Annotated in this window: 7 protein-coding genes; 2 read left to right on the plus strand and 5 right to left on the minus strand. The window is 50.1% G+C overall.

Annotated elements, in window-relative coordinates; translation table 11 throughout:
* The first annotated feature begins 58 nt into the window (after positions 1 to 58).
* The gene (locus D328_RS0105430) at positions 59 to 781 is read left to right on the plus strand and encodes an RNA polymerase sigma factor (protein WP_231505534.1); all 723 of its coding nucleotides are present in this window, start codon (positions 59 to 61) and stop codon (positions 779 to 781) included.
* A complete protein-coding gene (locus D328_RS0105435; protein ID WP_018883953.1) occupies positions 742 to 1,869 on the plus strand; it encodes a hypothetical protein in 1,128 nt (375 codons plus the stop codon). Before D328_RS0105430 ends, D328_RS0105435 begins: the two co-directional genes overlap by 40 nt.
* 89 nt (positions 1,870 to 1,958) lie before the next feature.
* Here D328_RS0105435 and D328_RS0105440 read toward each other — a convergent pair whose 3' ends face one another.
* From D328_RS0105440 to D328_RS0105460, 5 genes are all read right to left on the minus strand, one after another.
* Positions 1,959 to 3,704, minus strand: a complete 1,746-nt coding sequence (locus D328_RS0105440; protein ID WP_018883954.1) for a dockerin type I domain-containing protein — start codon at positions 3,702 to 3,704, stop codon at positions 1,959 to 1,961.
* Positions 3,705 to 3,877: 173 nt separating this feature from the next.
* Positions 3,878 to 7,285, minus strand: coding sequence for an S-layer homology domain-containing protein (locus D328_RS0105445; RefSeq protein ID WP_018883955.1), 3,408 nt, complete (start codon positions 7,283 to 7,285; stop codon positions 3,878 to 3,880).
* Positions 7,286 to 7,289: 4 nt separating this feature from the next.
* The gene (locus tag D328_RS0105450; RefSeq protein ID WP_018883956.1) at positions 7,290 to 9,116 is read right to left on the minus strand and encodes an InlB B-repeat-containing protein; all 1,827 of its coding nucleotides are present in this window, start codon (positions 9,114 to 9,116) and stop codon (positions 7,290 to 7,292) included.
* Between the two features lie 352 nt (positions 9,117 to 9,468).
* Positions 9,469 to 12,528 (minus strand): ATP-binding protein, encoded by a 3,060-nt coding sequence (locus D328_RS0105455; protein WP_018883957.1) that lies wholly within the window; start codon positions 12,526 to 12,528, stop codon positions 9,469 to 9,471.
* Entirely contained in the window at positions 12,525 to 13,757 is a 1,233-nt protein-coding gene (locus tag D328_RS0105460; protein WP_018883958.1) for a response regulator, read from the minus strand. The genes D328_RS0105455 and D328_RS0105460 overlap by 4 nt, the downstream gene beginning before the upstream one ends.
* Positions 13,758 to 13,917: the final 160 nt, after the last annotated feature.

Raw genomic sequence — 13,917 nt, forward strand, 5'->3', positions numbered from 1 at the left:
TATGGAATCAGGCCGATTTTGTGATCCTTGATTGTTATATAGAGTAGAACGGCAGGAGGTGAGGATTACGGCACAGGAGGAAGCACGTACTGAAGCATGCAACGATTTGCGCAAAGAGGTAAGAAACGAATTATGCAACGAAGCATTCAATAAAGAACAGAATGAACATCAAGTCGAACAGCAGCACATGGAGCAGACCCCACGATTAATAGAAGAGATGGTGGTCAGAGTTCAGCGCGGGGAGAGCGAGCAATTCGCCTACATTGTGGACAGCTATCAACAGCAGCTATTCCGGTATTGCTGCAGACTACTCGGCAATCAGCAGGATGCGGAGGATGCGGTGCAGGATATTATGGTGAAGGCCTATCAGAGCATTCGTAGGTACAAGGCTACTGTGAGCTTTAGCGCCTGGTTGTATCGTGTCGCCGGAAATCATTGCTTGAATCTATTGCGGAGACGGCGTGTATACCGGCAGGTGCTTCAATTGTTTGGATCAAGGCAAGTCACAGCCGGTCCTGAGGAGGAGCTGGCGGCACAATGGTACAGCTATCCCTTGGAAAAGGCATTAGCTCAGCTAACTCCGCAAGAGCGAAACATTCTGGTGCTGCGGGCACTGGAGCAGCGATCTTATGAGGAAATGAGCGACATTCTGAACGTTAGCGCTAATGCCCTGGCGAAGCGGATGCGCAACATCAAGCTGAAGGTACGTACAGCCATGGAAGCAGAGGAGGGAGTGACCACATGTCGCGACACGGATTCGGTGCTGAGCACGAAAATATGATAGATCAGGATGTCCTAGATGAGCATTTGTTGAGAGCTGCTGAGGATAAGAGACATGTTCCAAAAATTGATGTTACGGCCCGAGTCATGGAGCGAATTCAGCATCAACAGACTTCCAGTTATAAAGTCTGGAGGCGGCTGACTACCCCGATAGGAGCGGTGATAGCATTGTGCTCCATGCTACTGGCTGGAGTATCTGCATATGCGGCAGTGGAATGGATTCAGATCCGCGATTCTAGAGGCGAGGTCAAGGTGGAATATACCGCGCCTGAGCTACGTAAGACGGAGACGGATGAGGACATATACAACCAATATGGGCGGGATTCATTGATAGCGGCCAGCCACATTGCCAGCTACAATAAATATGAGCAGCAGGCATTGGCAGCGGCCAAGCCAGGCGAGCTCATGGCTTATTACGTAACGGGGAAGAAGGAGCTCCCGCTTGCCACATCTACAGTTGCAGCGTCTCCACAAGCCGCCCCACAGCCTGCGCTGTACTTTGCATACAAGGAACGACTGTATACAGAATATGATAGGTTCCTGCAGGAAATGAAGCGGGTCAGTATGCCCATCCTTCCAGCACAGGCAGGGGAATATATCTTTGATGTCGGCAGGGTAAGCCCGAGACAAAATGTGTACTACACCGCGAACGCAGATGCTAGCAACACGGTCGAGGTCTTGGCCCGCGATACATTGGCTGAGCTAATGAACAAGGCACGTCAGGCTCCTGATGGTAAGATATTCATGAAGCCGATAGCCTGGACGGAACCGGGATTCTTCGCGGGGACCTATACCTCCAAGAGAGGAGGCCATATAGGGATTAGTGCTGCATTTGTGGACAAGGTGCAGGTCTATCAAGAGAAGGGGATTTCACCAGAGGTCATCCAGGTTGCTGGGCGGAGTGTCATTTATAATGATGTTATGACGGATATAATCGACACTAGGAACGAGCGGGTCACTTATCATTATCTGAATTGGTACAATGAGCAGCAGGAAGCCTACTATACCATTAGTACTTATGGCGACCATACTCTTGATAAGGCGGGACTACTTGAACTGGCGCGAGAACTAATACAAGCTGGATTGTAGAGCACAGATATACAAAGAATAGCTCCACGCAAAGCCATTAGGCTTTACATGGAGCTATGTTCATTTTTATCAACGTCGGCAGCTATGTCTCATCTTTTTCCCGTTACAAAAGCCAGAATCGCCTTAACGTCATCCTCATCCACAACCCCATCATTATTGAAATCCGCTGCCTTTAGTTGATCCGGATCTAATGTGATGGTGCCTTTCAGATATTTCGTCAGCAGTAGGGCGTCCGCAGCTGATACACTGTTAGTGCCATCTAGATCGCCCTTAACAATCTGGGCGTAATACGCCGTATACGTGACCGCCCCAGTGATAACCGTCGTCTTCAACTGGTCGCTGCTCAGCTTGGTCACACCACCATCGCTGCTCCAGCCTGTGAATCGATAGCCAGGATCAGATGTAACGGTCGGTACAGCCGCTGGATTCATGCCCACCTCGACATCCTCACTCGCTGCGCTGATCGTTCCATGGTCGCCTGATTCGTAGCTTACCTTCACCTTCACAATAAGGATGGAAAGGGTAGCTGTGCTCGAGATGAACTGCGCCCCGGAGGCATCGGTAATGATGACGCGATACAGGTAGCCGTCCATATTCCTTAATGCTGGATTAATAGTCAGGCTGCTGTTTGTTGCTCCGTTCACATCCGTGAAGCTGTTGCCTGTACCCGTCGTATCCACCTGCCACTGATAGGTAAGACTATCTCCAGTGGCAGCTACAGAGAAGGTAGCAGCTGCATCAATATTCACTTGCGTATCTTCTGGCTGCTTAGTAATGCTTGTGTCCGTTACTAGCTGGTACAAGCCTTTATTACCGCCGACAAGCAGCTTCCCGTTACCATATTCCAAGGCGCCAAAAGAAGTAGAAGTAATGCTACTGTCTGCTGCCGCTATTGGTGTCCAGGTTGTTCCGCTATTGGATGACATGAGCACGGTTCCGTCAGAGCGTAACACATACACATGATTGTCTTCATCAACAGCTACAGCGCGGTAATTGCTGCCTGTGGGCAATATTCTGGTTACTGTAGTACCCACGAGCTTCCATACACCATTTTGCCCGGAAATATAAGTTGTCCCTCCAGCTTGTACAAGGTCGTTTAGGTCCGAATCTGTAGAATCTACCTGAATGGTATTCCAGGAAGCTCCTCCGTTAGTCGAGTAGTAAATGTTTTTTCGAAGATCTCCTAAAATGAAGCGACTGTTAACCTGATCGTATACAGCATTTACAATGCGCACGCCACTGAAATTAATCTTAGTCCATGCCTTCTCTTCTATATTCCCAGTGGATGAGGTTTGCCGATAAATGATATTGCTATTGCCGGCTCCCATTACATAATTACTCCCGTCAGTAATAACTTGCCCAAGTACCACATCTCCAGTTGGAAATGCAGATGCAGTCCAACTGGAACTGGTATTGGATGTATCATTCATATAGCCCAAATAGGAAGTAGTAGTATAATCATCAAACATCATTGATGTAGACATATTATCTCCCGTTGCATAGACTCTATCGCCAATAAAGGAGAAGGACTCGAAGCGAAACCTTTTGCTGGAACCGAAGGTATCGTGACCGATAATTTTGGTCCAGGTCTGCAGATCCGTCGATTGATGTCCGATATTGTTACCACCATTCAGTTGGGACTTGTAGTAGAAGGTACCGTTGTTGTAATACAGCTTCATCGAGGTACCCATATCTTCCTTCAACAGCTTATACTTATACTGCGGAGCCGCTGCCGAACCATCCGCCTGCACCTCACCCTTGGGAGGCAACAAGCCACCCAGCAAGGTGGAGACCAGCGCCAGGCATAAAGTAACCCTTCCTGCTTTTTTGAGCATAATTTGTTCTTTCTCCTCTCGAAAATATGAAAATGTGTACTAGGCAAACATGCAAGTGGGCAAGTAGGAAAATATGCGGTAGGTAGCCTATTTTTCGCTAGCCTGCATGCCCGCTTAAGGAGTACCTGCCTAGCATATATAAATACAGGGGGGCATTTGCCCCCCTAAACTAATTAAATCAGGCCGGATTGCTGCAGAAGTCTTTGGATAATTGCCGCTACCTCCGCGCGAGTCATATGCTGCTTCGGTGCCAGCTCGGCAGCGCCTCTACCAGACACAATGCCTGCTTGTACGCTGTCTGCCACACTACCTTGCGCCCATGATGATACGGCTGCTGCATCCTTGAATGAACCCAGCACTGTAGCTGTGGATGTGGCGGATTGCTTGTCCTGCAGTCCAGTCAGCTTCATTGCTTTGGCAAGCATGACCATGGCCTGCTCACGCGTAATCTTGTCGTTCGGGCGGAATGTACCATCCTCATATCCGCCAATCAGCTCATATGCCTGTGCTGTGCTGACGGCCTTATTATACCAGTCCCCTTGCTTCACATCTGAGAAGTCTGTTCCTCCTTGCTCGGAAGCGAGTCCCAGTCCCCGTACCAGGATAGCTGCAAATTCTGCACGGGTAATATCGCGATTCGGACTGAACTGCCCATCCCCAGTTCCTTCAATAATCATCCGTGAACCCATATCGTTCACAGCGGCCTTCGACCAATGGGAAGCCACATCGCTGAACTCTGTCGGGTGCCATACTACGGAGTAGATACTGTTGGTCAGACTGTTAATCTGTGCATAGTATGTTCCACCGTTATTCACGACCTTCGTTGGTACATGTCGCACGCTTCCGTCTGGTGCAACAACGACACCTGTCGTGATCTTGTTCGGATCCACGTTAGCTGGAAGCACGATGCTCCGCTCTACGTAAGCATTGAATTTTGATACCTCAACAACAGAATCCCCATACACAGCTTTCACCGTAAATTCCAGTGGCGGTACGGCGAGTGTGAATGAACCTTGTGCAGAGGCATCTTCAACAACCTTCAGCATATTCGCTGTCACCGCAGCAATTTCAATACGTACCTTGATGTTTTCCAGTGCGATGGAATTGCCTAGCTTGTCTGCAATCGCGTCAATCTGGATCTGGCTTGCAGGAAGTGTATATGTCGCTTGAGCCGTCTTGAGCTCGACCACTGCCTGCTTGCTCTCCATGCTCTTGACCATTTGCCCGTTCAATTCACCAATAATTACATCCGACGCTGTGCTGACCGGAATCGTAATGACTGCTCCTTGACCTTCTGTTGCAAGTCTCTGCTCCAGCTTCTGTGGATCGACCTGAATCGTCGTCACCTTTTGCCCAGCGCGCTCTTCAGAGACAACTGTACCTGCTTGCTCAGCCTTGCCATTCACCAGAATTTCCACGCCGTTAGAGGCCGGGGATGTCGCTGGTGTTGATGCCGTACTGCCACCACCTGTACCGCTACCTGTGCTACCTGTGCTGCCGCTGTTGCTGCTTTCATTTCCGATGCCACTGTTGTCATCGCTGCTGGAAGAGCTTCTTGGTACCACGGTATTGGATGCAGCAGAAGCTGCGCTTGCCCCGACTGCATTCACCGCCTTCACCGTGAATGTATAGCTAGTGCCGTTGCTCAAGCCAGGTACGACGATTGGACTTGCCGTCCCTCTCACAGTCAGCCCGCCAGGCTCAGCAGTAACCTCATAGCTGGTAATCGGGCTACCGCCGTCGCTTGCTGGTGCTGTGAAGCGGACTGTCGCCTGTCTATTCCCTGCAGTAGCTGTTACGTTCGTTGGAGCTGCCGATACCGTTGCAGGCGTTGGTGTGTCAGTTCCTGGAGCACCTCCGCTACTCGGGGTTGCGCTCGCCTGAATCGAAGCAACGCTTATGCCGTGAGTATTGCCTGCTTTTACCGTGAAGTAATAAGCTTGGCCGTTACTCAGATTCCGGACTGTGTAGGTTGAGTCTGTTACACTTGCGATCTCTTGATCGCTGTATGCCCATGGCTCTGTCGCCATATAGATGTTATAGTATGTTGCTCCCGTAACGGTATTCCAGCTCAGCTCTGCCAGCTGATCTCCTCCAACTGCAGTAAGAATTTGGGGAGCAGCAGGTGCTTCTGATTCACCTGGGAATCCTGGAATCGGAACGATCGGCAGGACCATTAACGTCGCTGTACCTTGCTTGCTGGAGTCTGCTGTTGAAGTAGCCATGACGGTGTACAATCCTGGTGTAGTATCCGTCGCAACATCAACCTTGCCTGTATCATCAATAGTTACTTTGTCATTCGTGCCGCTGATGGACCAGGTTACGGTCGTAGCGGCGCCTTCTGACGCGTCCACTGTAGCATGGAACTGCTGACTGCCTCCTGGCAGTACGCCAATGGTAGCGGGACTGACGCTTACACTGTTGACAGCCGGAGTGTCGCTGACCGTTATTTTACCAGCCTCCAGCGTCTTCTCCATTTCAGCCACGGAAGCATCTGTTACCGTAAAATGATCCAAGCTGGACGTCTGCACCGTCAAAGGCTTATCCCCGGTTGCTGCCTCATTCTTGATCAGGAAGCTTACGGTGAACAGCTTGTCTCCAGCAACAATCGGTGTATCTCCACCGTCACTGTCTGCCCAGGCCGTCTTGAGCCAACCTGCTGTATTATCATAATTGGAATCGAAGTAGTCGCCCGCTTCACCTTCAATGCTTGTCACTTCAAATGCATCAGCATCAAAGTCGATCTGCAACCCGTAGGAGCCGATTCCAGAGTTGGCACGGCTTGCCGTTACTGGCACCTTGACCGTTTCTCCTGGCATTCCTGCTACACTACCAATACCAATCGTTGCCGTATGACGTAGCCAGTTGGCATAGAGCGTCGTATTCTCCGTAACTGTTGCTGAGGAGAAATTCCATGCCGATGTTCCGGCTGAATCAGTGAACCAGCCCAAGAAGCTGTAGCCTGCCTTGCTCGGAGCTGGCGGCTCGTTAATCGTTGTTCCGCTGCTTACACCCGTGATGCTCGTGACTGCGCTACCACCTTGCGTGTCAAACGCTACGGTATATTGCGCTGCCGAGACTGTGATTGTGCCATCAAACGCGTAGGATGGATCTGCGGGGTCATCTCCTTCATAAAGCGCATGATTGGTGACATTTACCTTCACCTCACCAGGCTGCACATTTTCCTTGATCCTGAACTCCAACGTCGCAATTTTGCTTTTTTCCATGATAGCTATGACTTCATTCGTTGGAGAATCAAGATTAATAGTTCCCTGGCTTGAATTGCTGGAGTACGTATTGGTATCTACTTCAAGCTCATTAGTCAAGGTCATCAATTCGAGCGAATTGGTGTCATACTGGAGCGAGATGTTAAATTTGTGAATAAGGAACTCAGGCTCAACATATACCGCCATACTTACTATATCTCCCGGCTTGCCCTCCGCATCGGCCACTTCAACCGCAGGCAGAGAAGTATCGGCTTGAATTGCCGGGGTGATGGACAATACCAGGCAGATCACCAGCAATATCGACGTCCATTTTCTCCATCCAGCCAGTTGCTTCTTCGTGTCATAAAATTTCATGTGCTCAACCCTTTCCTGTAATGATCGCCAGAATCGCCTTGACATCCTTATCATCCACAACTCCATCACCATTGACGTCCGCTGCTTCCAACTCCTCAGGTGTCAATTGAATGCTGCCCTTCAGATACTTTGTCAGCATCAGGGCGTCCGCAGCCGTCACGATGCCGTCGCCACTGGGATCACCTTTGATAATCCTGGCGTAGTACGCTGTGTAAGTAATTGCTTGGTTGACGACGGTTGTCTTCAACTCGTCGGTGCTCAGCTTCGTCATACCACCATCGCTGCTCCAGCCTGTGAACCGATAGCCGCTGTTCGGAGTGACGTGGGGTACCGCCGCCGGATGACCGCCCTTCACTACCGTCTCGTTCGTCGCACTGATTGTCCCATGATCGCCCGGTGCATAATCGACGGTTACGTTCAGTGAGGTCCATTTCGCATACAAGAGAACATTGGAACTACGGATCGTAAAGGTGTCTCCGGCCTTGTAATCCGTTCCGCTACCATCCGCCGCAGTATTCCAGCCGTCGAAGGCATAGCCAGGCTTCTCCAGATTCCCTGTATTGCCCGCCGTCGTCACAGTAGCGTGATTATCATACAAGTTCATGTCTGTAGGCACATTACCGGCGGTTGCGCCATTGCTGTTATAAGACACGGTGTAAGCTTCACCCAGCTTCATGACCGTCATCTTCTGGCCATATACACTGTCCTGAAAAGCAATGTAAGGAGTGCCATGGTCTACCGCAAGCCAGGTATCGTTAATCAAGCCTTCGGAGAACTCGGCATTGCCCACCGTTTGCCATACGCCGTCTGTGCCGTATTTCATCACAGTAGCCTTTGCAGAGGAACCATTGCGGAAGCCCACATAGGGTGTGCCGTCTTCATCGATCGCCAGACTCGTATTATAGGCCCCATTTGTTGAGAAGCCCTCTGTACCTACAGGTGTCCAGCCATTTTGCTCGCTATAAGTCACGACGGTTGCCTTATTGCTGTGGGTGCGATCCCCGAATGCGAGGTAAGGCTGACCATCATAGACGTCGAATGCGGAGAAATAATTCAGGTTGTTATTAAAAATGTCATCCCCGAGGCTAGTCCAGTTGCTTCCTTCTGTATACTTCATGACGGCAGCTCTATAACCATTGTAGTTATATTGGTAGGTCAGATAGAGGACGCCGTTATCCATCTTGAGCTGTATATCTGAAGGACTGCTTTCGGTATAAATAATGTTGCCTATGAACTTCCAATTGCCATCTGTAGAATCCAGCTTCATGACAAATACCTTGCGGTTGTTCGTAAAAGCGATATAGGGCGTGCCGTCCTGATCTAGAGTCAGTCCAGCATTATAGCCCATTGGCGGCAGTGAATCGGGATTCCCGATAGGTATCCAGCCTGAACCATCGCTATATTTCATGACCATTGGCTTGCCTTCATGCGCCATATCGGGATAGACAATATATGGGGCGCCATTCCATACTTCAATCGGGGTAGTGTAGTAGGTTTGTTGGTTGAGCCCTGTGTTGTCGAGTGTTCTCCAGCCCTCTGTGCTGGAATACGTCATCACACGCAGCTGTCCATTTTGATTCTGAAAGGTCACATAGGGCGTACCATCCTCCACCGCCAGTCGGTGATATTGCATATATCCATCCGAGATGCCGGGGTTGCCTACGGTTGTCCATTTCTCGGGCGCCGCATAGGCGCGGTTCACTTCCCATGTCTGGAATGGGGGGATGTACCCCATTGTCAGCATACATGCAATTAGAATGAAACAAACCCTTCTTGCGGTCAGCATGCCTCTGTTCATCGTTCTGTTCATTCCCTTCTTTGGTTGATTCATAGCGTCTATTTCTTGACCCCTCCTGACAGCGCAAATCTGCAACTCTCACAACTATTAATACTTTTGTCCCACTTCTTTTAGCCTAGTATAAAAAATCACACCTTAAAAAAACCTTAAAAATCGACATAACTCTACAGTGCTTCTTCCCTACTAACACGCTTGTATTCCCAGTTAGATGAATCACTCGATGACGAACGACGATAACCAGCTAAAATATTACTGAAAAAAACAAAAAAACAGGCCCTATCATCATGGATAGAGCCTGTCATGTGAGCCGTTGCCTTCGTCAACATCCGTGTGAACACCCGCGTCAACACCCGCGTGAACACCCGCGTCAACACTCATCAGCCGCTTACACTGCCACCGACGAGGCAGGGATGCGCACAGTTACTTTCGTTCCGTGCCCCTGAGTGCTGTCCAGTTGCAGTGATATGCCATATTCATAAGTCAGTCGCTTGTTGATATTCAGTAAGCCCACCCCTTGCGATTCATCTGTCACAACGCGATCTAGCAGCGTCTGTAATCGCTCCGGCGGTATACCAACACCATCATCAGCTACAACAAATTGCCAATACCCATCCGACTCACTTACTGTTAAAGTAACCAGCCCCCCTTCAAGGCGGTCACCAATACCGTGACGAATAGCATTTTCTACTAATGGCTGCAACAGTAGTGGGGGAATGCGCAAGTCCAGCGCACCTGCCGCAATATCAGATTCGAAGCGGATCCGATCGCGGAAGCGAGCTTGCTCAATATCGACATACGTGCGAATGAGCTTGAACTCCTCCTCAAAAGCAATTCTTTCATCCGTATTGCTAAATCGAAAGCTACCGCGCAGGTAATCAGCCAGATCGACGATCATTCCCCGCGCTCGTTCAATATTCGTATAGCTTGATGCGACAATACTATTCAATACGTTGAACAGAAAATGCGGCTTGATCTGGGATTGCAGGAAGGCCACCTCCATTTGGATCGCACGTCCAAGGGACTCCTTCATTGCCAGCAGACTTCCGATACGAGCCTTCAGCTCTTCCATATCGAACGGCTTGGGCAGATAATCGTTCGCCCCTGCCTGGAAGGCGGCTACCTTGTGCTGTGGTTGGATGGTGGCTGTCACCATCAGAATCGGCAGCTCCAGCAGCGAGTACCGTGTTCGCAGCTCCTGGCATACCTCATAGCCTGACATTCCTGGCATCATCAGATCCAGAATGACCAGATCAACCTTGTCGGCTTGCTGGAGCTGCTCCAGCACCTCATACCCGTTCTTCACGGCGATCACCCGATAGTCAAGCCCCTGAAGTGCGTCAATGAGAACCTTCAGATTCTCGTACTGATCGTCAGCGATGAGTACCGTGTGCTTTCCCGCATGATTCGAGTAATAAGGCGTAGCAAATGAATACTGCATTTGCTTCGGAGCGACCTCAGCGCCTGGAGGAAGTGTAATCGCTGGATTGGCTGGATCAGCGACAGGAAGCGTAATCGTGAATGTCGAGCCAACTCCAGGCGTCGAGGAGACCGTAAGCGTACCGCTCTGCAGCTCTACCAATTGTCTTGCGATGGACAGTCCTAATCCGAAGCCGCCTCGCTGCGCTCCATGAAGCGATTTGAACGGATCGAAGATTAACGCCAGATCCTGCGGCTCAATGCCCCTCCCTGAATCCTGCACCGATATTTCGAGCTGATCTTCGTGTAGCCTTCCCGTCACCACAATGCTTCCATGCTCGGTATGCTTGATCGCATTGTCCAGTAAATTACCGATGACTTGACTCAGACGTCCCTCATCGGCCAGTGCAAAAGGCAAATGTGCCGGAACGTGATTCACCAGCTGAAGCTGCCGCTCGACAGCCAGATAAGAGTAGAAGCGCACTTGCATCTCAGCTACAGCACGAATGTCAATCGGCGCTAGAGCAATCTGGAGCTTACCTTGTCTCAGCTTGGACAGGTCCAGAATGTCATACACCAGCTGCGACAGTCTCTTGGTCATGTCTGTCATCAGTTGCAGCTTCTCCCGCTGCTCTGCTGTTGGTGGATGTACGGTATCATTCAGCATCGAGCGTGAAATATTCATGACTACATGCAGTGGCGTCTTGAATTCGTGTGAGGTACGGGCCAGGAAATCATCCTTTACCTTGTCCGCCTGTAGCAGCTCCTCTGAGAGCTCCTCGATTTTACGGAAGGCGTTCGAGAAGTGAACCGACATCAGCAGGGCTAGCATGAGCAGCATCAGAAAGGGCTCAATTGGCGCCATTTCAAAAATCCGTACCCCATAGTAAATGTTCATATTCTGCTTCAACGCCTGTACATTCGAGGCCATGGCTGCTACTGCCAGATACAGGCTGCCTGCGACTCTATGGAGTGCCGCCAATACGAATACGTAGGTAGCATACAGCAACGAAAAGGTGGTGTAGAATGTTGACATTTCGCGAAATGGCGACAACGAAATCCGGGCACCAAACAGAACATGTAACACAAGCAATATCACCCCGAAGATCAGGGCACCGCGAACGAACCATTTGGAGCAATAAGGCCGGAAGGCGGAATAGACATAGAAGAAAAATCCAAGCCCCACACCTGCTGCTGACACCATCTGAATACGGTAATACAACCAGAAGGGCAGCGGCCCGACCACATCGAACAGCACCCGCTCACCATTCACGCTTGTGAATACGGCGATACACATGCAGACGATGCCAAATACGGCGATGGAAAAGTCCTTTTGGCGCTGAGTGAATGAGCCTAGAAAATATAAGCCCATCACCAGAAAGGCTGTTATGGTGATCCAATCATGAATGATGGCCCGATTATACAGGTCGGATATTTGCGTAGCTGTGCCTAGAAAGAGAGACTCATTGATTCCGCTGCTTGCGCGAAAATCATAGTTGGCCACCTGAATCAGAAGCTCATTTGAGCCAGGCTGTAGTGTGAAATAGCTTGTATATGGCTTATTCAAGGCTGCATAATCTGGCTGTTTGCCCGGATTCCCGCTGGAGCCAACCACCTGCCCATTTACCATTATTCGATTCGATACCTGAATAGATGCTGTTTTGAGTCCGTATACCGTACTGGCAGCCACGTTATCCATCTCAATTCGTAGTCTGTAGGTCACCATACCCTTCGTAGGCATCAGTTGCGACCATGATCCCGGTACCTGAATCATTGCTGCTGTTAATTTTTCCCCCGCAGTAGCAGGGATCAAATCTTGCTGAGTTAACAGCTTGTCAGGGTACAGCTCCCATTCGCCATCCAGCGGGAGCACTCCGTTCTCCGCGAACTCCCACGAGGTCAGATCCAGCACGCCGCTCGTTGCGACGGGGATATGCTCTTTGGGCATAGACACATAGGTCAGGAAAATTCCGTAGGCAGCAACCAGCAAAAATATGGTAATACATGCAGCGGTAGCTTGTTTTCTCATCGGTTGTTCCACTCAGCCTTTTCCCTCGTCTGTTGAATCAGCAGCACGGTCTCTGCCTCCAGCTCAGCTCCCAACTGATGGCATACCGCTTGCTCCAACTGGGAGCCTACGCGATGGGCCTCAGATCGATTGCCCATGTCCAAATGCAGTCGGATCAGCTCACGTCCGTCCTGTTCGGAATCAGGAATCAGCTCCAATATGCGCTGCATGCTATCGACAGCAAAGCTGGCATTGTCTTGCTTGCGGAAATGCGCATGCCATACACGAAGCGCTCGAATATAGGCTCCTCTAACCTCCAGCTGTCTGGGCTCCGCCCATCTGAAGTCACAGGCGTCCATATAATCACCTTTGTACATCTGATTCATTTGGTCATAGAGCTGTACATCCATCTCTATAGCAGTTGTATTCCTAGTCAGGTGATCTGACTGGATGCCAGGCAATTTGAATTGGCTTATCAATTGCTTGAACTCAGCGACATCTAGTGTCATTCCATCCCATTCAGCCACAAAGCCCTGATGAACCTTGTGTATACGGATCGGAATATGATGATCTGTCAGGGTCTTGCGTAAATAGGACAGGCATGTGTACAGATACGTCTTCGCCTTATTCAGGTCATAGCCTGGCCAGATGGCTTCCAGAATAGCCGCCGTGCTTAAGGATTCCCCTTCAACGTGAATCAATAAAGCGCACAGCTCCTTTTCCTTCTTCGTCTTCCAGGACAGCACTCTGCCTCCGTTACCCGGCAGCCTGATCTGGAATCCACCCAGACATTGAATGGCAGCAGACGAATTCTCGATATGTCCAGCTTGGGGTGGGTTGGGGGACGAGGAGCTGAGCGAAGAATGGGACATGGAATACTGAACACGAGTAACAGCATTCTGCAATCGGTCTGGTGTAAAGGGCTTCAGCAGATAGTCAATCGACTGAATCTCGAATGCTTCCACGGCATATTCTGCATGAGCTGTCGTGAAGATGATCGGCATCTGTGGGATCATTTGTCTAATCGCTCGGGCTACCTCCATCCCGTTCATGCCTGGCATCCGGTTGTCCAAAAACACGGCATCAATAGGGCTTTCTCCTCCGTTGCTCTGAAGTGTCCGTATTACCTCAATAGCCTCGACAGGGTTCATATACCGTCCGACCACCTGCACATTTCCGAGCTGTCCCAGCAATATTTCAAGCAAATCGAGTGCATCTTCTTCATCATCAATCAGCATCACACGAATCATCGAGGTGTTCTCCTTAGCAGCTATAGTAACTATTAATATGAACGAGTGTAACCTGCTTGGCTGATCGCGTCCACACAATTCAAGCATAAAATTCCAGTCTCAAGCCGTAGGGGCCTTGATTCTCTTCTTGGAGTGTAGCCCTGATGTGCGATATGATAAG

The sequence above is a fragment of the Paenibacillus massiliensis 2301065 = DSM 16942 genome (genome assembly GCF_000377505.1).
In the GTDB taxonomy this organism is placed as follows: Bacteria; Bacillota; Bacilli; order Paenibacillales; family Paenibacillaceae; genus Paenibacillus; species Paenibacillus massiliensis.

Excerpts from the sequence above, each read along its gene's own strand:
- D328_RS0105440 (WP_018883954.1), bottom strand. The coding sequence starts at position 3,704 with ATGCTCAAAAAAGCAGGAAGGGTTACTTTATGCCTGGCGCTGGTCTCC.
- D328_RS0105435 (WP_018883953.1), top strand. The coding sequence starts at position 742 with ATGTCGCGACACGGATTCGGTGCTGAGCACGAAAATATGATAGATCAG.
- D328_RS0105450 (WP_018883956.1), bottom strand. The coding sequence starts at position 9,116 with ATGAATCAACCAAAGAAGGGAATGAACAGAACGATGAACAGAGGCATG.
- D328_RS0105445 (WP_018883955.1), bottom strand. The coding sequence starts at position 7,285 with ATGAAATTTTATGACACGAAGAAGCAACTGGCTGGATGGAGAAAATGG.
- D328_RS0105455 (WP_018883957.1), bottom strand. The coding sequence starts at position 12,528 with ATGAGAAAACAAGCTACCGCTGCATGTATTACCATATTTTTGCTGGTT.
- D328_RS0105460 (WP_018883958.1), bottom strand. The coding sequence starts at position 13,757 with ATGATTCGTGTGATGCTGATTGATGATGAAGAAGATGCACTCGATTTG.